Below are 20185 nucleotides of genomic sequence, written 5' to 3' on the forward strand. Positions count from 1 at the left end.
AGAAATCGGTTAACGTCCCCAAGTGCGACAGAAGTTGAGGGTGGCGGCCTACGCCATATGCGTCCGGGACGGACAGATCCTGCTCGCCCGCTCACCCGCCCGGGACGGCACGCCCGAGTGGGTCGTGCCGGGCGGCGGCATGGAACACGGCGAGGATCCCCACGACACGGTCGTGCGGGAGGTGGAGGAGGAGACCGGGTACCGCATCGAGGTGACCGGGCTGCTCGGCGTGGACTCCTTCCACCGCGTCTTCCGCGAGGGCCTGCGGCCCCCGGTCGACCATCACGGCGTCCGGTTCGTCTACGAGGGCCGGATCGTCGGCGGCGAACTGCGCAACGAGGTGAACGGCTCCACCGACCTCGCCGCCTGGCAGGACCTGGACGCGGTGCCCCGTCTCGTCCGGGTGCCGATGGTCGACATCGCCCTGCGGCTGTGGCGCGAGCGCCCGGCCACCGGACGGCTGGCCGACGCCTCGCGGTAGGTCCGGTACCCCGGAAGATGAACACCGCGTGACCGGTTACGGGCCGGTCCCGGAGCAGGCGACGACGCGCAGGGTAGTCCAAGATCCACGTCCGGTGATCGGCGCTGCGCGTTGCCGCCTCGTTCACGCACAGGTCATCCCCACTGCCAACGATCCAGTACGAGCGGGAAGTTCGGGTCACGAACGCCCCGCGACCACTGCCGACGCGTTCGCACTCGGGGAGAGAAGCGCATGTCGCGCACACGCTCAGTCGCCGGCTCCGGCCAGGGCATCCACCGTCGTTCCGTCCTCGCCGCCACCGGCGCGGTCGCCCTCTCCGGGGGCGTCGGCTACGCCCTGCGGCCCAGCGACAGCCAGGCCGCCACCGTCAAGGAGAGCGCGGACGCCGCCGTGGCCGCCTCGTCGCGCCGGGCCCCGGCCGCGCCCCTGGCCCCGTACACCAGGGGCACCACCGTGGCGTCCGTCGCCGCCCCGCGCGGCAGCTCCGGCTACCGGCGCCTGGGCGACGGACCCGGCTGGAAGCGGGTCGTCCGTTCCGAGCTGGCCGCGCCCAAGTCCGGCCGGGCCGCCCGCCGTACCGCGCTCGCCGCCTTCGTGCAGCTCACCGACCTGCACATCATCGACGCCCAGCACCCGCTGCGCCTGGAGTACCTGCGCTCGGCGGACATCCACGCCTGGCGGCCGCACGAGGCGCTGACCGTCCAGGGCGCGATCGCGCTCGTGGAACGGATCAACGCCCTGCGCGGCGCCCCCGTCACCGGCGCCCCGCTGCACTTCGCCATGACCACCGGCGACAACACGGACAACAACGCCAAGTCCGAGCTGGAGTGGTTCCTGAAGATCATGAGCGGCGGGCGCATCACGCCCAACACGGGTGACCCGCGCCGCTACGAGGGCGTCCAGAACAGCGGCCTCAAGCAGTACTGGCAGCCGGACGCCGCCGTCCGCGACACCGACAAGCAGGCCGGCTTCCCCCGCCTCGACGGCTTCCTGGAGGCGGCCATCCGCGAGGTGCGCAGCCCCGGCCTCAACCTGCCCTGGTACTCCACGGTCGGCAACCACGACTCGCTGCCGATGGGCTGCTACGCCTCGCACGGCGACTCGTACCTCACCGAACTCGCCGTCGGCGGCAAGAAGCTGATGAACGTCACCGCGGCCGAGGCCCGGGAGCTCCAGACGCAGATCAAGAAGGCCCGGGACCCCCGGGGCGTCGCCTACCACGACTTCCTGAAGTCCCACGCCCGCGGCATGCGTTCCATCACCCCCGACGAACGGCGCGCGCCCTTCACCCCGGCCGAGTACCTCGAGGCGCACCTGGACCCGGCCTACCGCGGCGTCGGCCCGGCCGGGCACGGCTACTCCTCCGCCAACCTGGACGCGGGCACCCAGTACTACGCCTTCCGCATCTCCGACGACGTCATCGGCATCAGCCTGGACACCACCGACTCCGGCGGGCACTACGAGGGCTCCATCGGCACGGCCCAGCTGAAGTGGCTGGACAGGACGCTGCGGGACAACAAGGACTCCTACGCGGTGATCTTCAGCCACCACACCAGCAGGACGATGACCAACCTGCGCCGCGACCCGGCCCGCCCGGACGAGCGACGCCACAACGGCCAGGAGGTGCTCGCCCTGCTCGGCAGTCACCCCAGGGTGCTCGCCTGGGTGAACGGCCACATCCACAAGAACGTCATCACGCCGCACTCCGCGCCCGGCGGCCGCTCCTTCTGGGAGATCTCCACCGCCTCCCACGTCGACTTCCCGCAGCTGGCCCGGGTCATCGAGCTGACCGACAACAAGGACGGCACGATCTCCCTGTTCACGACGCTGGTGGAGTCCTCCGCCCCGCACCGCACCGACTTCTCCGACCTCTCCCAGACCGGCCTCGCGGCCCTCTACCGCGAGCTGTCCCTCAACGCCCCCGGCGCGAGCACGACCCTGGGCGGCGACCCTGAGGACCGCAACACCGAACTGGTGCTCAAGAAGGGCTGACGCGCGCTTCCTCGAGGGAGCGCGCCGTGACTCCGGCACGAGGAGGGGCCGCCGTCTTCCCGGCGGCCCCTCCTCTCCCCTCCTGGTCCCGCCCCCGGTCCGGCCCTACCGGGGCAGCACCACGACGTACGCGGCCGGTTCGCGGTCGGTCGAGGCCATCAGGGCCGTGCGGATCACCGTCGCCTGCTGCTCCGGGGAGTCGCGCAGCTTCCTCGGCGTGATGTGGACGACGGTGATGCCGAGCCGTTCCAGGTGCTCGCGCTTGCGGGCGTACTCCGACCACAGGGCGTCGTCGTCCTGCCGGGGCGCCCGGGTGTCGAGTTCCAGCGCGACCGCCTGGTCGGGCCAGTACGCGTCGAGGCCGCCGAGGTAGGGGCCGCCGGGCAGCCGCAGGTCGACGTTCCAGACCGGGTCGGGCAGACCGTACTCGGCGACCATCCGGTACAGACGGTTCTCGGCGATCGCCCGGCCCTCGGCGAGCAGGGAATCCACCGCGTCCACCACGTGCGGGCGGCTCAGCAGCCGTGCCTGGTTCAGTTCCCGGACCACCGCCGCCGGGTCGCAGTGTCCGCCCCGGACCGCCTCGGTGAGCAGCCGGCGGACGATGCCGGCGTCCGCGAGTTCGGCCACCGCGTCGGCCAGCGCGCGGGCGACCGGTGCCACCGGCACCCCGGTGACCTGCTCGGGGTCGGGCATGACGGGCGTGCGGACGATACGCGCGCAGCCCGTGGAGCGCAGCCGCCGCAGCCTCGGCACCAGGACGTCGATCGCGTCCAGGGACGGCAGCGGGGGAGTGGAGGAGAAGCCGTGCAGCGTCAGCGCCGCCAGGCCCGTGATCATCACCTCGGGGTAGGCGCCGGCGTGCGGCCGGCCCGCGCCGGGCTGGGCGGGCACCCCGGTGCCGCGCTCCCGCGCCGCGAACATCAGCACCGCGTGCAGCCGCTCCTCGCTGGTCGGCGGGCCCGGGTGGAGCAGGACGACGCCGGGGAGGAGCTGCTGCCAGGGGCCGCCCGCACGGCACTGCTCGTTCGTCTCGGCCGTGGAGACGCCGTGCGCGCGGAGCTGTGCCGCCGTCGTCACACGGGGGCGGCCACCGCCGGACAGGTCGTGCAGCGGGCGGGGGGAGAGCGGGGTGTTGTGGGTCATGCCCCGCAATTTCCCGCGTCCCGGCCCCCTTTGAACCGCTGTTACAGGGCCGTCGACAAATACGGACAACCCAGCCCTAAAGGACGGATGTTCGGATGCCGAAAGCCCCTGGTCCGTTCGGGTGCGGGCCAGGGGTTACGGCTGACGGGGCATTCATCTCGTAACGAAGGAGGAACGCCCCGATCTCAGGCCAAAGCTACTGGTCAGCGGCCTCGTCGCACGCCTGTCCACGCAACGCCCGTGCCAGATCGTCCCGCGATTCCAGGACCAGCCGCCGCAGCGCCGGAGCCGCCTGCTCGTGGGCGGCCAGCCAGGCGTCCGTGGCGTCCAGCGTCTCCCGGGACTGCTGGAGGAAGGGGAACAGGCCCTGCACCACGTGCATCCCGATCTGGATCGACCGCTCGGCCCACACCCGCTCGATCGCCGCGAAGTACTTCCCGGCGTACGGAGCGATCAGCTCGCGCTGCGAGTCCTGCGAGAAACCCGCGATGGTCGCCTCCACCATGGCGTTGGACAGCGCGTCCGACTCCACGACCTGCGCCCACGCCTGCGCCTTGACCGCCGCGGACGGGCGGGCGGCCAGACAGCGCACGTGGTGGCGCTTGCCCGAGGCCGTGTCGTCCCGCGCCAGCTCCTCGGCCAGCACCTTCTCGTCCACGGCCCCGTGCGCGGCCAGCGGCTCCAGGAACGCCCAGCGCAGCTCCTGGTCCAGGTCGAGGCCCTCGACCGTCGCCGTGCCCGCGAGCAGGTCCCGCAGCAGCTCGAAGTCGGGCTCGGAGGTGGCCGTCCGGGCGAAGAACCGCGCCCAGGCGAGCTGGTGCTCACCGCCCGCCCCGGCCGCGTACAGCTCGCGCCGTGCGCCCTCGGCGAGCAGCCGGGCGGCCGTCTCGCGCCGGGCGGGCGCCGTGTAGTGGGTGACCGCCGACCCGGCCCACGCGTGCAGCATCTGCACCACGCCGATCTCGGACTCACGCCCGCCGAAGCGCAGCACCAGGTCCACGAAGTCCCGCGCCGGGAGCAGCGCGTCACGCGTCATGTTCCACAGCGCCGACCAGCACAGGGCGCGCGCCAGCGGGTCGGTGACGGCTCCCAGGTGCTCACGCAGGGTCGCCAGGGAGGTCTCGTCGAAGCGGATCTTGCAGTAGGTCAGGTCGTCGTCGTTGACCAGGACCAGGTCCGGGGCGTCGGCTCCGGCCAGGTCCGCCACGACCGTCCGGGGACCGTCGACGTCGGTCTCCACGCGCGCGTACCGCTCCAGCGCCCCCTCGCCCGTCACCCGGTACAGGCCCACCGCCACCCGGTGCGGACGCAGTTCGGGGTGGGACTCGGCCGCCTCCTGCACCACCGCCAGCTCCTCGACGCGGCCGTCCGCGCCGAGCAGCACCTGCGGCGTCAGCGCGTTCACCCCGGCCGTCTGGAGCCAGGACCGCGACCAGGCGCTCATGTCCCGGCCGCTGGTCTCCCCCAGCACCGACAGCAGATCCGCGAGGCGCGTGTTGCCGTACGCGTGCCGCTTGAAGTAGCGCCGGGCGCCCTCCAGGAAAGCCTCCTCGCCGACGTACGCCACGAGCTGCTTCAGCACCGACGCGCCCTTGGCGTACGTGATGCCGTCGAAGTTCAGCTTGGCGTCCTGGAGGTCGCGGATGTCGGCCGTGATCGGGTGCGTCGAGGGCAGCTGGTCGGCGCGGTAGGCCCAGGCCTTGCGGCGGTTGGCGAAGGTGATCCAGCCGTTCTTGAAGCGCGTCGCGCCGACGAGCGAGAACTCGCCCATGAAGTCCGCGAAGGACTCCTTCAGCCACAGGTCGTCCCACCACTCCATGGTGACCAGGTCGCCGAACCACATGTGCGCCATCTCGTGCAGGATGACGTTGGCCCGGGCCTCGTAGGACGCCTGCGTCACCTTCCCGCGGAAGATGTACTCCTCGCGGAACGTCACCAGCCCCGGGTTCTCCATCGCGCCCAGGTTGTACTCGGGCACGAACGCCTGGTCGTACTTGCCGAACGGGTACGGGAAGTCGAAGTGGTCGTGGAAGAAGTCCAGGCCCTGCTTGGTGACCAGGAAGACGTCGTCGGCGTCGAAGTAGGGCGCGAGGCCCTTGCGGCACAGGGCGCCGAGCGGGATCTCCAGCGTCGTGCCGTCCTCGAAGGTGCGCGTGTAGGAGTCCGTCACGTGGTGGTACGGGCCCGCCACCACACAGGTGATGTACGTCGAGATCGGCTTGGTCTCGGCGAACCGCCACACCCCGTCGGTCTGCTCGCCCACCCCGTTGCTCCACACCGTCCAGCCCTCGGGGGCGCGCACCTCGAAGCGGTAGGGGGCCTTGAGGTCGGGCTGCTCGAAGTTGGCGAAGACCCGGCGGGAGTCGGCCGGCTCGTACTGGGTGTACAGGTACACCTCGCCGTCCTCGGGGTCGACGAAGCGGTGCAGGCCCTCACCGGTGCGGGAGTAGGCGCACCGGGCGTCGACCACCAGCTCGTTGTCCGCGGCCAGGTCCTCCAGGACGATCCGGGAGCCGTCGAAGACCTCACCGGGATCCAGATCGCGGCCGTTGAGTGAGACGGCCGTCACACTCGGCGCGATGAGGTCGGCGAAGGTGGTCGCCCCGGGCTCGTTGCAGCGGAAGCGGATCGTCGTGACGGAGCGGAAGGTGCGGGGCCCGTCCCCCCGGTCCTCACCGACCGCGGACCGCAGGTCGAGGGACACCTCGTACCCGTCGACGCTCAGCAGGGCGGCCCGCTCCCGGGCCTCGTCGCGGGACAGATTCTCACCGGGCACGGGCGGCACTCCTCAGATGTCGTGGGGTACGGCTGAACAGGACCGATCCTGCCACGTGCACCTGACACGGGTCAGCCGGGAATGACGGGAGCGCGAACCGGTGTTGCCCGAGAAACGGTTCCCTCACGAGGAGAGACATGTCGGACAAGACCCCCGTCGACTTCTGGTTCGACCCGCTGTGCCCGTGGGCCTGGATGACCTCCCGCTGGGTGCTGGAGGTGGAGAAGGTCAGGGACATCGAGGTGCGCTGGCATGTCATGAGCCTCGCCGTCCTGAACGAGGACAAGCTGGACGAGCTGCCCGAGGAGTACCGCGAGCTGCTGGAGACCAAGGCGTGGGGCCCCGTCCGGGTCGTCATAGCCGCGCAGCAGGAGCACGGCCCCGAGATCCTCGGCGACTTCTACACCGCCCTCGGCACCCGCATCCACAACCGGGACGAGGGCCCCGGCAAGGAGACGGTCGCCGCCGCGCTGAAGGACGTGGGCCTGCCCGACTCCCTCCTGGAGCACTGGGACTCCACCCCGTACGAGGCGGAGCTGCGCGCCTCCCACAAGGAGGGCATCGACAAGGTCGGGCAGGACGTCGGCACGCCCGTCATCGCCGTGCCCGGCTCCGACGGCGAGCAGATCGCCTTCTTCGGCCCGGTCGTGACCCCGGCCCCGCAGGGCGAGGAGGCCGGCCGCCTGTGGGACGGCACCCTCGCCGTGGCCTCGGTCCCCGGCTTCTACGAGATCAAGCGCAGCCGCACCAAGGGCCCGGACTTCTCCAACCTGTAGGGCTCATCCGGCGGGGGCGGCCTGGATCTTCAAATCCTCCGGGAGCAGGCCGTCCTCGCCGCGGTTGAGGTAGCGCTGGTACCACCGGCAGCCGACCGCGGTGCAGCGCCAGTAGTCGTCCACGAAGTGCCCGGCTCCCTTCTCCGCCCGGACCGCCGCCCGCTCGGCGGCGTTGAACATCCGGAACTCCTGCATGGTGCCGCAGGTCCGGCACGCCCGGCTCACCGTCATCCGCTCCTCCTCGCGATCACCGCCAGGTCCGGGAAGTCGGTGACGACCGCATCGACCCCCATGCGGTAGTACAGCGCGTATTCCGCGAACGCGTCCCCGAAATCGTTCGCTCCGCTCCCGCGCCGGAACCGTTCCGGCAGGAACTGGTTCTCCGCGCGGAAGGTGTACGGCCCGATCCGCAGCCCCGCCGCGTGCGCGTCCGCGACGAGGCTCGTGCCGGCGACCGAGGACTTGTCCGGCCCGATCCAGTCCGCGTACCGCGCGATCTCCGCCAGGCCCGCCGGCGTCATCATGTCCCGGTAGGTCGTCGAAGGCAGGTCGTACGGCCCGCCCGTCGTCCCCAGCGCCTGCCACAGCGGTACGTCCAGCTCCGTCATGCGCCGCAGGCTCGTCGGCTCGAAGGACTGCACGACGCACTTGCGCCGGCCGAGCCGGTTGCGGCGGATCGCGGCCCCGAGCCTCGGCTCCAGCGGCAGGCCGATCGAGCGGAAGTACGTGGGGTGCTTGGTCTCCGGGAAGACGGCGACCGTCCGGCCGTGCTCCCGCGACAGCCGCCGCGCCAGGTCCACGACCTCCTGGAAGGTCATGATCTCCGCGCGTCCGTCGAAGACGGTGTTGCGGTTGCGGACCTGCGGCAGCCGCTCCACCGCCCGCAGCGTCTTCAGCTCCGCCAGCGTGAAGTCCTCCGTGAACCAGCCGGTGACGGCCCGCCCGTCGACCGTCTTCGTCGTCCGGCGGCCCTCGAACTCCGGCCGGCGGGCCACGTCCGTCGTCTGGGAGATCTCGTTCTCGTGCCGGACCACCAGCACATGGTCCTTCGTCGGGACCAGGTCCGGCTCGATCCAGTCGGCACCGGTCTGCACGGCGTAGGTGTACGAGGCCTCCGTGTGCTCCGGGCGCCAGCCGGCCGCGCCGCGGTGACCGATGACGACCGGGCCGCCCCTCGCGGGTCCGGCCACCGCCGGGGCGGGTACGGCGGCAGCAGCGGGTCCCGCGGCCGCCGCGAGGAGGAGGGATCTGCGTCCGAGCTGCATACGACTCCCTTTGATCGAGGGCGGGTTCACCGACGGGCCCGGGCCCGGGCCTCGCCGAGCCGTTCCAGGTGCTCCGCATAGCCCCGCGTGTAGAAGGCGGCCCGGTCCGGATCGGGCTCGACGACCGCCGCCGGCCGGGTCCACGCCCGCGCGTCCAGGCCGGCCCCGTACCGCTCGGCCGCCGCCAGGACCGCGCCCCGCGCGCCCACCTCGCCCTCGACGACCCGCAGCGGCCGGCCCAGCACATCGGCCAGCAGCCGCATCCAGGCGGAGCTGCGGGTGCCGCCGCCGCACACGGCCAGGCTCCCGGTCAGGCCCGCCGCCTCCAGGCAGTGCCGGGCCGCGTACCCGATGCCCTCGCAGGTGGCGCGGACCAGATCACCCCGGGTGGACTCCAGGGACACGCCGGTGAGCTCGGCACGCAGCCGGGGCTCCACGAAGGGCGCGCGTTCCCCGGAGGGCGCGAAGTACGGCAGCACCCGCACGCCGTGCGCGCCCGGCGGCGTCCCGGCGAGCAGGCCGTCCACCTCCTCGTGCCGCGCCCCCGTCGTCGACAGCACCCAGTCCAGCGCCGCCGTGCCGACCATGGCGGGCATGGCGCGCAGCCAGTACCCGGGCCGGTCGGTGGAGATGTACAGGCCGGCCGGCTCCCCGGTCAGGTCCAGCTCGGTCGTGGCGACCAGGCCGGCCAGACAGGTGCCGACGATCAGCAGTCCGTCCCCCGGGGACGTCACCCCGGCGCCCAGCGCACAGGCCGGCAGGTCGTACGGGCCGTTGGCGATCCGGGTCCCGGAGGGCAGGCCCTCGCCCAGCGCCTCGGCCGTCGCGACCGGGTCGCTGACCGGGGCGAGCAGGCCCCGGCGGTGCGCCAGCCCCAGCAGCTCGACGACCTGCTCGTCGTAGGCCCGGGTCCGCGGGTCGAGGAACGGCATCGACGCGTCCGACACGTCCGTCGCCGGACCGGCCCCGGTCAGCCGCTGGAACACCACGTCCTTGCAGTACAGGGCGGCCCGCGCGGCGTCCAGCGCCTTCGGTTCGTGCCGGTCGAGCCAGGCCAGCAACGGGCCCGGGCAGCCCGGGAACATGGCGCCGCCCGTCCGCCGGAACACCGACTCGAAGGTGCCGTCCGCCAGCCACCGGTCGACCAGTTCGTGCGCCCGTCCGTCCATCCAGGAGGCCGCCGCCCGCACCGGCCGCCCCTCCGCGTCGACCAGCCACACCCCGTCGCCCTGGCCCGTGAGCCCGGCCAGTTCGACCGGCCCCGGCACCCGCGCGGTGACCTCGTCGAGCACGGCCACGACCGCCCCGTACACCTCCTCCATGTCCTGCTCGACGACTCCGCCGTGCAGGGAGAGGTCCACCGGGCGTGAGGCCACGGCGAGTTCACGGCCCGCGGCGTCGAAGGCCGCCGCCTTGACCACGGACGTGCCCACATCGATACCCACGTACATGCGGCTCTCCTCCCGGTCCTCAGGTCAGACAGTGCGCGAGCGGCTCCCCGCGCACCCAGCGGCCCACCTCTTCCGCGGCGATCCGCGCCGCCTTCTCGGCGACGGCCCGTGAGGCCCCGCCCAGATGCGGGGTGAGCACCACGCGGTCGGCGAGTCCCAGCAGCCGGGACTGCGCGGGGAGCGGCTCCCGCTCGTAGGTGTCGAGGGCCGCCGCGGACACCCGGCCGCTCTCCAGCGCGTCGCACAACGCGTCCTCGTCCAGCAGCGGGCCCCGGGCCACGTTCACCACCACCGCCCCGGACGGCAGCAGAGCCAGCTCGCGGGCGCCGATCAGCCCCCGGGTCTCCGGGGTGAGCCGGGCGTGCAGGGTGATCACCCGGGAGCGGCGCAGGAGGTCGTCGAGCGAGGCCACGCGCAGACCGTGGATCTCGCCGTGCACATACGGGTCGTACACCATCACCCGCGCCCCGAACGCGCACAGCACGCGCGCCACCCGGCTGCCGACGGCCCCGTACCCGACCAGTCCGATCGGCAGGTCCTCCAGCTCCAGTCCGCTGTGCTCGTACGTGTAGTAGGTCGCCCCCTCCCAGCTGCCCCGCCGGACGAGCGGGTCGTGGGCCTGGGGGATGCGGCGCAGGGCGGCCAGCATCAGGCCGACGGTGAACTCGGCGGTGGCGGCGGCGTTGCGGCCGGGCGCGAAGCACACCCGCACGTCACGCTCCCTGGCCGCGTCGAGGTTGACGTTGACCGGTCCGCCCCGGCAGACCACGACCAGCCTCAGATCCGGGCAGGCGGCGAGGACCTTCTCCGTCACCGGGCCCATCTGCGTGACCAGGACCTCGGCCCCGGCCAGTGCCTCGATCATCGCGTCCTCGGCGTCACTGGCCTCGCGCACCTCGGCGACCGGCCCGAACGGCTCCAGCGGCCAGCCGAGCCGCAGCTGCCTGACGTCGGCCCGCTCCACCTCGTGCTCCACCGCCCGTGAGATCAGCGAGGGCAGGACGAAGTGATCACCGGCGGCCACGACGCGCACGCTGTTCATGTCAGTCATCGCAAGGAAGCTCCCGTCTCGGCGTCGAAGACATGGGTGTGCCCGGGGTCGGCGGCGACCCGGACCCGTTCGTCGTGCGTGAGCCGCACCTCGGGGTCGGTCAGGACGACCAGATGCCGTTCGACCCCGTCGAGGGCGAGGGTCGCCAGGCCCCACTCCAGCAGCGGCTCGTGGGCCACGACCCGGGCGGGCAGGCCGCCTTCGCCGGTGAGCCGGACGTCCTCGGGGCGGATCCCGGCCACCACCTCACGGCCCGGGTCGACCGGCACGGGCAGGGCGAGGCGCACCGTGTCCGAGAGGCGGGCGTGACCGTCGCCGTCGGCGATGCCGGGCAGCAGGGTGACGGCGGGCTCGCCCACGAAGTCCGCCACGAACACGTTGGCCGGGCTGTCGTAGATCTCGTAGGGGGTGCCGAGCTGCTGGATGACGCCGTCCTTCATCACGGCGATCCGGTCGGCGAGGGAGAGGGCCTCCTCCTGGTCGTGGGTGACCAGGATGGTGGTGTGGCCCAAGTCCTTCTGGATGCGCTTCAGTTCGCGGCGCGTGCTGTCCCGCTGGGCCGCGTCCAGGTGGGAGAGCGGCTCGTCGAGGAGCAGCACGTCCGGCTCGCGGATCAGGGCCCGGGCCAGCGACACGCGCTGCTTCTGGCCACTGGACAGGCCGGCCGGGCGGGCGTCGAGGAGGCCGGTCAGCCCGACCCGCTCGGCGATCTCCTTCACCCTGCGGTCGACGTCCCGGCGGTCGGCCCTCCTGCGGGCCTTCAGTCCGAACGCCAGGTTCTCCGCGACCGACAGCGGCGGGTACAGGGCGTAGTTCTCGAACGCGACGCCCATGTTCCGCTGCTGCGCGGGCCGTCGGACGACCGAGGCGCCACCGACCAGGATGTCCCCGCCGGTGACGGACTCCAGACCGGCGATCATCCGTAACGTGGTCGACTTGCCGCAGCCGGACGGCCCGAGCAGCCCGAGCAGTTCCCCGGAGCGCTGGTTCAGGTCGATGCCGCGCACGGCGTCCACGGAGGGCCGCCCGCGCACCCGGTAGGTCTTGCGCAGCTCACGTAGCTCCAGTCCCGTTCCGCTCGCCATGGCCGCCGCCCTTCGTCGCGCAAACCTCGTAACGGACCTTGTGCTCGTCCAGATCCCGCAGTGCCTCCGGTGCCGCCCCGTCGTCCACGAGGACCGTGTCGAAGCGGGACAGCGGGACGACCCGGTGCAGGGCGACCCGGCCGAGCTTGGTGTGGTCGATCAGCAGGACGTTGCGTGCCGCCGCGTCGAGCATCGCCCGCTTCACGGACACGATGTGCTGCTCCTGGTGGTACGCGTATCCCCCGTGCACGGCCGACGTCGACGCGAAGCACACGTCCACCCGGAGCTGCTCGACCGCCTCCACGCACGACACCCCGAGGAACGAGGAGTGCAGCGGGTCGTAGTCGCCGCCGAGCGCCATCAGGTGGATGCCCCGCTGGTCGGAGAGGAGGTTGATGGCCTGAAGGAAGTTGGTCACCACCGTCAGCGGTGTCACCTCGGCGGTGCGCAGCCGTCTGGCTATCTCCAGGGCGGACGTGGAGTCGTCCAGCAGGATCGCCATCCCGGGCTCCACCATCCGCAGCGCGTGCTCGGCGACAGCCGCCTTCTCGGTCCGCATGGTCTTCAGCCGGTACTGCACGTTCGACTCGAAGACCCCCGACGGCTGCGCGGTCACCCCGCCCCGGAACTTGCGTACGATGCCCTGCCGTTCGAGCTCGTCGAGGTCCCGGTGGATCGTCATCAGGCTCACCCCGAACCGCTCGGCGAGCTCCGCCGCCGTCGCCGAGCCGTCGGCCAGCACCTGCTCGGCCATGGCCGCCTGGCGTGCCGCGGGCCCCTGCTGTCCACCACTGCTGTTGCCGCTCATGGCTGTGTCTCTATCCGTCGTCCCGGTCGCTCCGGCCGGTCGGCCTCGAACAGCAGCAGGTTCTCAGGCCGGACCACCAGCCGTACCGGATCGTCCGGACGAAGGCGTGCCGCGTCCGTCCGGGGTGCCACCAGCGACACCCGCCGCTGTCCGGTCCCGAGCCGGACGGTGACCTCGACGGACCGTCCGAGCACCTCGGTGACGTACACGGTGCCGCTCAGCTCGTGGCCATCGCCGCCGTGCAGGGCGAGGTCCCGGGGCCGGATGCCGACCAGCACCTGCGTGCCGGGGGCGGCCCGCGCGCGGACCGGCAGCCCGACCCCGCCGTCCGACCGCACCCCGCTCTCCGTCACCACGCCCGGCAGCAGATTGATCCGGGGCCGGCCGAAGGCCCGCGCGACCTCGGTGTCCCACGGCCGGTACCAGATCTCCTCCCGGGTGCCGGTCTGCACGATCCGGCCCTCCCGGATGACTCCGATCCGGTCGCCGAGGGCGAGCGCCTCGACCGAGTCGTGGGTGACGTACAGGGTGGTCGTGTGCTGCACGGCCCCGATGGCCTTCAGCTCGGCCCGCATCTGCTGGCGGAGTTTGGCGTCGAGGTGGGAGAGCGGCTCGTCGAGCAGGAAGGCCCGGGCGGGGCGGACCAGGACCCGGCCGAGGGCGACGCGCTGCCGCTGGCCGTTGGACAGCCGGCCCACGGGCCGGTCCAGCAGCCCGGAGATGCCGAGCAGTTCGGCGATGGCGCCGATCCGCTGCCGGGCCTCGGCGGCGGGCAGCCGGTGCCGGGGCGAGCGCAGCGGTGAGGCGAGGTTGTCGTAGGCCGAGCGGTGCGGGTAGAGGGCATAGCTCTCGAAGCACATGGCCACGCCCCGGTCGTAGGGCTCGACGTCCCGCACGTCCCTGCCGTCGAGCAGGACGGTCCCGGAGTCGGGCGGCTCGAGCCCGGCGATCGTCTTGAGCGTGGTCGTCTTGCCGGCGCCGGACGGGCCCAGCAGGCAGAAGAACTCGCCCTCGGCCACCTCCAGTTCGAGCCCGTCGAGCGCGACGGTCCCCCCGTACGCCTTGCGGATCCCGCTCAGCCGGATCATGACTTCACCGCCCCGAACGACAGGCCCCGCACCAGGTACCGCTGGATGGTCAGGGCCAGCAGCAGCGGCGGTACGACGGAGACGAGCGCGGCGGCGGCCGTGAGGTTGTACTTGGGCCGGTCCCCGCCGAGGAACGACAGGGCGCCGACGGTCACCGTCTGGGCCTCGTTGGAGGTGAGGATCAGCGGGAAGACGAAGTTGTTCCAGGCGAAGATGAACGCCAGCAGCGACACGGCCGCGATGCCCGGTCTGACCAGCGGCAGCGCCACCTTGAAGAACGCCTGCTTGCGGGTGTAGCCGTCCAGCAGGGCCGCCTGCTCCAGCTCCGGCGTCAGATCGGCGAAGTACGACCGCATGATCCACACCACCAGCGGCAGCGTGACCAGTTGCAGCACCCACACCATGCCGACGTACGTGTCGAAGAGACCGAGCTTCTGGTACAGGACGAACAGCGGGATGATCACGGTCAGCTCGGGTGCGAAGCGGAACGACAGCAGGGTGAACATCAGGTTCTCGGAGCCCTTGAACCGCCACCGCGCCGAGGCGTACGCGGCCGGCAGCCCCACCACCAGCGACAGTGCGACCGCCCCGACCGACACCACCAGGCTGTTGACGAAGAACCGCACGAACGGGATGCCCTCGCTGTCGCCGAGGACCGTCCGGTAGCCGTCGAGGGTCGGGGAGAAGGAGAAGTAGGTCGAGAAGAGCTGGTCCGCCGGTTTCAGCGACAGGATCACCATCCAGGCGATCGGGAACAGCGCGAAGACGAAGTAGAGGACCAGGGCGGCGTCACCCAGCCATCCCAGGACGCGTTTGTTCATGTGGTGACCTCCGCGGCCTTCCGCTGGATCTTCCCCAGGTGCTTCACCAGCACCATCGCGGCCAGGTACACCACGGCCCACAGCACGACCGTGTAGGAGATCCCGAAGGAGTAGCGCTGGAAGCGGATGGCCTCCAGGTACGCCCGGATCTGGAGCACGACGGTCGAGTCACCCGGCCCGCCCTCGGTCAGGGCGTAGATGATGTCGAACACCTTCAGCGAGTCCATGAACCGGAAGATCACCGCGACCAGGACGTACGGCCACAGCATCGGCAGGGTCAGCCGGCGGAAGGTGTACCACCACCCCGCGCCGTCCACGGCCGCCGCCTCGAACGGGGAGGCGGGCAGCGACCGCAGACCGGCCAGGGCGAGGATCGCCACGAACGGCGTGTAGACCCACACGTCCACGGCGATCGACGACAGCAGCGCGCCCGTCGGGGTGTCGGTCCACTGCACGCCGCCCAGTCCGAAGGGCTTGAGCAGGTGGTTGACCACCCCGACCGACGGCTGGAGCATCAGCTTCCAGATGATCGCCGCGATCACCGGGGCGATCATCAGGGGCAGGATCAGGATCTTCTCCAGCACCCGGCCGATCAGGGTGGACCGGTGCAGCAGCAGGGCGACGGCCACGCCGAGCACCGTCTCCGCCAGAGCCGCCCCGACCGCGTACAGCACCGTCACCCAGGCCGAGTTCCAGAACGCCTCCTGGGTGAAGACGGTGGTGTAGTTCTCGAACCGCACCATGTCCGGCTGCGGTTTGCTCGCCGAGAAGTCGAACAGCGTGTAGTACAGCCCCAGCCCGAAGGGGTAGAGGATCCCGCAGGTCAGCAGCAGGGCCGGGACGATCAGGAGGTACGGCCGCAGCGCGAGCCGCACGGCTAGCCCACCTTGCCGGCGAGGTCGTCCGCCAGCCCGTCCAGGACGGACTTCGCGCCCTGGCCGCCGTAGATCTCCTGGAGGGCCGCGGCCCAGCTGGTCGTCGCGTCGAAGAACTGCGCCTGCGGGGTGAACTGGATCTTCGTCTGGTCGACGACCGTCTCGAAGGTCTCCAGGAAGCCCGGCAGGTGCCGCATCTTGTCCTTGTAGGCGGCGTCGTCGGCGACCGACCTGCGCACCGGGTCGATGTGGTTGTGCCTGATGGCGCTTTCGCGCAGGTGCTCCTTGCCGGTCGCCCACTGCAGGAACAGCCAACTGGCGCTCTTCTCCCTGCTCTTGGCGTTCATGCCGAGCGACCAGATCCACATGTTGGTGGCGAGTGAGCCGTCCGGCCCCTTCGGCCCCGGGTGGAAGGCGATCTTCCCGGAGGCGGGGCTCGCGCCCTTCACCGCCTGGAAGTAGGCGGCCGTGTCGGCGTCGAACAGCATCCCGGCCTTCTTCGCGCCCAGGTCGCTGGAGCACTGGTACCAGGTGTAGGAGGTCCAGGAGGGCGGCCCGCCCTGCTTCACCATCCGCGCCCAGTCCTCGGTGAAGGCCACGGCCTCGGGGCTGTTCATGGCGGGCGTGAGCTTCCCGCCGTCGACGGTGAAGTCCTTCAGCCCGTTGCGGGCGTACATCGTCATGAAGCCGGGGTGGATGGTGGCCCAGCTCCGCGACCCGCGCACGGCGATCCCGTACATCCCGTCGAACCCGGCGCCGGGCGCCTTGCGCTTGATGGTGCCGGCGAGTTCGGCCAGCTCGTCGAAGGTGTCGGCCGGTTTCACGCCGAGCTTGCGGAACACCTCGGTGTTGTAGGCGACGACGTTGGTCTCCCAGCCCCACGGCAGCGCGTACTGACCGCCCTGCCCCAGCGGCGCGCCCGCCTTCAGTGACCACTGGTCGGCCTGGAGGAGGTTGGGGAAGAAGTCCGCCTGGTCCCATTCGGCGCCCGTGGCCGAGGAGTTGCGCATCCAGGGCCCGAGGTCTTCCAGCCAGCCCGGCGGCCCGTACTGCCACACCATGTACGCGCCGAGCATGAACACGTCGTAGGAGGCACGGCCGCTGGACAGGTCCACGGTGAGCTTGTCGAAGTAGTTGTCCTCGGGGAAGACGTCGTACTCGACCTCGATGCCGGTTTGCGCGGTGAACGACTTCAGGTCGGCGATGAGGGCGTCCGTGTACGGGTGCTTGTTGAGCAGGGCCTTGACGGTGGTGCCCTTCTCCCGCTTCCAGTCGAAGGAACCGGTGACGTCGTCCGCCGCCGAGCCGTCGCCCTTGTCGTCGTTCCCGCCGAAACCGGCGCCGCAGGCCGTCAGCAGCGGGACCGCGGCCGCCCCGGCGGCGAGGGCGAGGAAGCGCCGGCGGTCGTGCACGTGCGTGTCCATCCGTACCTCCGCGTGGAGCCTGGTCAACACGTCGAGTCGTGACTCGTCAACAGAGCGTGGAACGGCTGAAGTTGGGCGTCAATCCCTCGCGCACGGGAAAATATCGGGGCACAGTGAGAAGTTCACAGCTCCGGCTGCGACGGCACGGGAGGTTCCGGATGGTGGACGAGGGTGCGGGCTGGCTGGGCGTGGACCTGGGCACGCAGAGCGTCCGCGTGCTGCTCGTCACCGCCGACGGCACGGTCCTCGGCAGCGGTTCGGCCCCGCTGACCGGACGGCGGGACGGGGTACGGCACGAGCAGGACCCGCTGCGCTGGTGGGCGGCGCTGTGCACGGCGTCCCGGACGGCCCTCGGCTCCGCGCCCCCGGGCCTGGAGGTCGCCGGACTCGCGGTGTGCGGCACCTCCGGCACGGTGCTGCTGACGGACCGCTCGGGCCGCCCCGTGAGCCCCGCCCTGATGTACGACGACGGACGGGCGAAGGCCCAGGCCGCGCGGGCCCGTGAGGCGGGGCTCGCCGTCCAGGACACCTGGGCCCTGCCGAAGGCGCTGTGGCTGCTCGGGGAGTACGGCGGCACCTCGCTGCGTCTGGCCCACCAGCCCGACCTGATCGTCTCCCGGCTGACGGGCGAGCCGCCCCCGGCCGATTCCAGCCATGCCCTGAAGACGGGTTACGACGTGGAGGGCGGCCGCTGGCCCGGGGCGGCCCTGGCCGAACTGGGCATGCCGGACGACCTGTTGCCCGGTGTCGTCAGCCCGGGGACGCGCCTGGGCGAGGTCTGCCCGGCCGCGGCCGACGCCACCGGCATCCCCGCCGGCACGCCGGTGTTCGCCGGGATGACCGACGGCTGCGCGGCCCAGATCGCCTCGGGCGCGCTGCGGCCCGGCTCCTGGAACTCCGTGCTCGGCACCACGCTCGTGCTCAAGGGCGCCGCCCGCGACCCGGTGCGCGACCCCACCGCGGTGGTCTACAACCACCGCGCCCCGGACGGCACCTGGCTGCCCGGCGGGGCGTCGAGCGTCGGAGCCGGAGCGCTCGCCGCCCGCTTCCCGGACGCCGACCCCGCCGCCATGGACGGAGCGGCCAGGACGTTCGAACCGTCGAGTGCGATCGCCTACCCCCTGGTCTCGCCGGGCGAGCGGTTCCCGTTCCGGGCACCCGAGGCGACCGCGTTCGTCCTCGGTGACCCGGCGGGCGACGCCGACCTGTGGGCCGCGCTGCTCCAGGGCGTGGGCTTCGCCGAACGCCTGTGCCTGGACTACCTCCACCACCTCGGCGCCCCTGTCGACGGCCCGCTCACCTTCACGGGCGGCGGCGCCCGCAGCCCGTACTGGAACCAGCTGCGCGCCGACATCCTGGGCCGCCCGGCCCGGGTGCCCGAGCAGACGGAACCGGCCCTCGGCATGGCGGCCCTGGCCGCGCACGGGGCGTCTCAGGCCGGTGCGCTCGCGGACGTCGCCGAGCGCATGGTCCGCGTCCGGGCCGTCCTGGAACCCCGCCCGGGCCGCACGGCGGTCTTCGCCGAGCCGTACGCGCGGCTCGTCGGCGCCCTGCGGGAACGCGGCTGGCTGCCCGGCCCGCTCGCCGCGCACGCGCTCGGCGCGCTGAGCCGGGATACTTCCGGATCATGAGTACGACCCTTCTGCTGGTCCGGCACGGACAGACCGTCTGGCACGCCGAGAACCGCTACGCCGGCATCAGCGACATCGACCTCACCGACACCGGCCGCGCCCAGGCCGAGGCCCTGGGCCGGTGGGCCGCCGCCCACCCGGTCGACGCGATCTGGACGTCCCCGCTGTCCCGGGCCGTCGCCACCGCCGAGCCCGCCTGCCGCGCCCTCGGCCTCACCTCGCAGAGCGAACCCCACCTGCGGGAATGCGACTTCGGTGTGCTGGAGGGCCGTACGCTCGCCGAGTTCGAGGCCGAGGACCCGGAGTGGGCCGCGGCCTACCGTGCCGACCCGGTGGAGCACTCCTTCCCCGGCGCCGAGGACCCGCTGACGGCGGCCGCTCGCGGGGTGCGCGCCCTGCAAGACATCGCGGCCGCCCACCCGGGCCAACGCGTCCTGGTCGTCGCCCACAACACCCTGCTGCGGCTGGTGCTGTGCACGCTGCTGTCGATCCCGGTGAGCGAGTACCGCAGGCTGCTCCCGCGGCTGCGGAACGCGGCGATCAGCGAACTGCGCATGCACCCCGACGGGTCCGCCGCACTCCTGTCGCTCAACGTGCCGTGCGAGGCGGATGTGCCGTAGCGCGAGGAGCCCGGGGCCGCGACCCGGCGTCCCGCGCGGAAGACCCCCGCGAGTCACGTCCTCGCGGGGGTCTTCCGTTCTCCGCCTGCCGTGCGTGAAAGGTGAGAAGACGATCACGAGGCAGGACGCTTCACGACGCCGTCGTCACGGCGCCGGCAGCAGCACGTCCGCCCGGGACTTGGCCGCCTCGTAACGCCGGGCCACGTCCTGCCAGTTGACGACCTGCCACATCGCCTCGACGAAGTCGGCCTTCTGGTTCTTGTACTGGAGGTAGAAGGCGTGCTCCCAGGCGTCGAAGACGAGGATCGGGGTGGCGCCCTGGCCGACGTTGCCCTGGTGGTCGTAGACCTGCTCCACGATCAGCCGCCCGCTCAGCGGCTCGTGGGCGAGCACGCCCCAGCCCGAACCCTGCGTGGTGGCCGACGCCTTGGACAGCTGCGCCTTGAAGCGCGCGAAGGACCCGAAGGACTCGGTGATGGCGTCCGCGAGCTCCCCCACCCCGTCCTGCGCCAGCGGCTCGCCGCCCCCGTCCTTCGGGCCGGTCATGTTCTGCCAGTAGATGCTGTGCAGGATGTGCCCGGACAAGTGGAAGGCCAGGTTCTTCTCCAGCCCGTTGATCGACCCCCACGTCTCCTTGTCCCGCGCCTCGGCCAGCTGCTCCAGCGTGTCGTTGGCGCCCTTCACATAGGCGGCGTGGTGCTTGTCGTGATGCAGCTCGATGATCTCGGGGCTGATCACGGGGGCGAGCGCGGAGTAGTCGTAGGGCAGTTCGGGCAGCGTGTAGACGGGCATGGGCGGGATCCCCTCCGGACCTCTTATTGCAACTTACTTGCAACTGCACGCTAGCAGCAAGAGATGATCGAGGCGGGCCGGGCACGTGAAAGGCCCCCGCGTG

Annotated in this window: 18 protein-coding genes; 5 read left to right on the forward strand and 13 right to left on the reverse strand. The window is 71.9% G+C overall.

Annotated features, from left to right (window positions below; all coding sequences use genetic code 11):
• Positions 1 to 22: 22 nt before the first annotated feature.
• Positions 23 to 481, forward strand: a complete 459-nt coding sequence (locus AC0665_RS06675) for an NUDIX hydrolase (protein ID WP_468633627.1) — start codon at positions 23 to 25, stop codon at positions 479 to 481.
• Between the two features lie 231 nt (positions 482 to 712).
• Complete coding sequence (locus tag AC0665_RS06680; RefSeq protein ID WP_478602249.1) at positions 713 to 2473, forward strand: TIGR03767 family metallophosphoesterase; 1761 nt, start codon at positions 713 to 715, stop codon at positions 2471 to 2473.
• A 105-nt stretch (positions 2474 to 2578) separates the two neighbouring features.
• Here the strand turns inward: AC0665_RS06680 and AC0665_RS06685 are convergent, their stop codons facing one another.
• Together AC0665_RS06685 and pepN are read right to left on the reverse strand one after the other, a co-directional pair.
• Positions 2579 to 3619, reverse strand: coding sequence for a hypothetical protein (locus AC0665_RS06685; RefSeq protein ID WP_468633631.1), 1041 nt, complete (start codon positions 3617 to 3619; stop codon positions 2579 to 2581).
• A 196-nt stretch (positions 3620 to 3815) separates the two neighbouring features.
• A complete protein-coding gene (pepN, locus tag AC0665_RS06690; RefSeq protein WP_478704559.1) occupies positions 3816 to 6395 on the reverse strand; it encodes an aminopeptidase N in 2580 nt (859 codons plus the stop codon).
• A 137-nt stretch (positions 6396 to 6532) separates the two neighbouring features.
• On the opposite strand from pepN, the gene AC0665_RS06695 reads away from it, so the two are divergent.
• Positions 6533 to 7171, forward strand: a complete 639-nt coding sequence (locus tag AC0665_RS06695) for a mycothiol-dependent nitroreductase Rv2466c family protein (protein ID WP_468409115.1) — start codon at positions 6533 to 6535, stop codon at positions 7169 to 7171.
• 3 nt (positions 7172 to 7174) lie between these two features.
• On the opposite strand, the gene AC0665_RS06700 is transcribed toward AC0665_RS06695, so the two are convergent.
• Genes AC0665_RS06700 through AC0665_RS06745 form a run of 10 tightly spaced genes read right to left on the reverse strand, consistent with a single transcriptional unit; the run spans position 7175 to position 17039 of the window.
• On the reverse strand, positions 7175 to 7402 hold the full coding sequence (locus tag AC0665_RS06700) for a hypothetical protein (protein WP_478704560.1): 228 nt from the start codon (positions 7400 to 7402) through the stop codon (positions 7175 to 7177).
• Positions 7399 to 8436: a glycerophosphodiester phosphodiesterase family protein gene (locus AC0665_RS06705; protein WP_478704561.1), complete on the reverse strand. Its 1038-nt coding sequence runs from the start codon at positions 8434 to 8436 to the stop codon at positions 7399 to 7401. The genes AC0665_RS06700 and AC0665_RS06705 overlap by 4 nt, the downstream gene beginning before the upstream one ends.
• Before the next feature lie 26 nt (positions 8437 to 8462).
• Positions 8463 to 9887, reverse strand: coding sequence for an FGGY family carbohydrate kinase (locus tag AC0665_RS06710; protein WP_478602256.1), 1425 nt, complete (start codon positions 9885 to 9887; stop codon positions 8463 to 8465).
• A 19-nt stretch (positions 9888 to 9906) separates the two neighbouring features.
• Complete coding sequence (locus AC0665_RS06715; RefSeq protein ID WP_478704562.1) at positions 9907 to 10938, reverse strand: 2-hydroxyacid dehydrogenase; 1032 nt, start codon at positions 10936 to 10938, stop codon at positions 9907 to 9909.
• Entirely contained in the window at positions 10935 to 12023 is a 1089-nt protein-coding gene (locus AC0665_RS06720) for an ABC transporter ATP-binding protein (protein WP_478704563.1), read from the reverse strand. The genes AC0665_RS06715 and AC0665_RS06720 overlap by 4 nt, the downstream gene beginning before the upstream one ends.
• On the reverse strand, positions 11992 to 12831 hold the full coding sequence (locus AC0665_RS06725) for a DeoR/GlpR family DNA-binding transcription regulator (RefSeq protein WP_478704564.1): 840 nt from the start codon (positions 12829 to 12831) through the stop codon (positions 11992 to 11994). Before AC0665_RS06725 ends, AC0665_RS06720 begins: the two co-directional genes overlap by 32 nt.
• The gene (locus AC0665_RS06730; RefSeq protein ID WP_478704565.1) at positions 12828 to 13919 is read right to left on the reverse strand and encodes an ABC transporter ATP-binding protein; all 1092 of its coding nucleotides are present in this window, start codon (positions 13917 to 13919) and stop codon (positions 12828 to 12830) included. Before AC0665_RS06730 ends, AC0665_RS06725 begins: the two co-directional genes overlap by 4 nt.
• Positions 13916 to 14740 carry a carbohydrate ABC transporter permease gene (locus AC0665_RS06735; RefSeq protein WP_478602264.1) on the reverse strand — a complete coding sequence of 275 codons (825 nt, stop codon included), beginning with the start codon at positions 14738 to 14740 and terminating at the stop codon, positions 13916 to 13918. The genes AC0665_RS06730 and AC0665_RS06735 overlap by 4 nt, the downstream gene beginning before the upstream one ends.
• A complete protein-coding gene (locus tag AC0665_RS06740) occupies positions 14737 to 15615 on the reverse strand; it encodes a carbohydrate ABC transporter permease (RefSeq protein WP_363118829.1) in 879 nt (292 codons plus the stop codon). The genes AC0665_RS06735 and AC0665_RS06740 overlap by 4 nt, the downstream gene beginning before the upstream one ends.
• A 2-nt stretch (positions 15616 to 15617) precedes the next feature.
• A complete protein-coding gene (locus tag AC0665_RS06745; RefSeq protein WP_478704566.1) occupies positions 15618 to 17039 on the reverse strand; it encodes an ABC transporter substrate-binding protein in 1422 nt (473 codons plus the stop codon).
• A gap of 158 nt (positions 17040 to 17197) precedes the next feature.
• Between AC0665_RS06745 and AC0665_RS06750 the strand changes: the two genes are divergently transcribed.
• Positions 17198 to 18670, forward strand: a complete 1473-nt coding sequence (locus tag AC0665_RS06750; RefSeq protein ID WP_478704567.1) for an FGGY-family carbohydrate kinase — start codon at positions 17198 to 17200, stop codon at positions 18668 to 18670.
• Positions 18667 to 19290 carry a histidine phosphatase family protein gene (locus AC0665_RS06755; protein WP_468633654.1) on the forward strand — a complete coding sequence of 208 codons (624 nt, stop codon included), beginning with the start codon at positions 18667 to 18669 and terminating at the stop codon, positions 19288 to 19290. The genes AC0665_RS06750 and AC0665_RS06755 overlap by 4 nt, the downstream gene beginning before the upstream one ends.
• Positions 19291 to 19434: 144 nt before the next feature.
• On the opposite strand, the gene AC0665_RS06760 is transcribed toward AC0665_RS06755, so the two are convergent.
• Positions 19435 to 20082: a superoxide dismutase gene (locus AC0665_RS06760; RefSeq protein ID WP_468409089.1), complete on the reverse strand. Its 648-nt coding sequence runs from the start codon at positions 20080 to 20082 to the stop codon at positions 19435 to 19437.
• Positions 20083 to 20185: the final 103 nt, after the last annotated feature.

It is taken from the genome of Streptomyces sp. NPDC043685 (assembly GCF_056436585.1).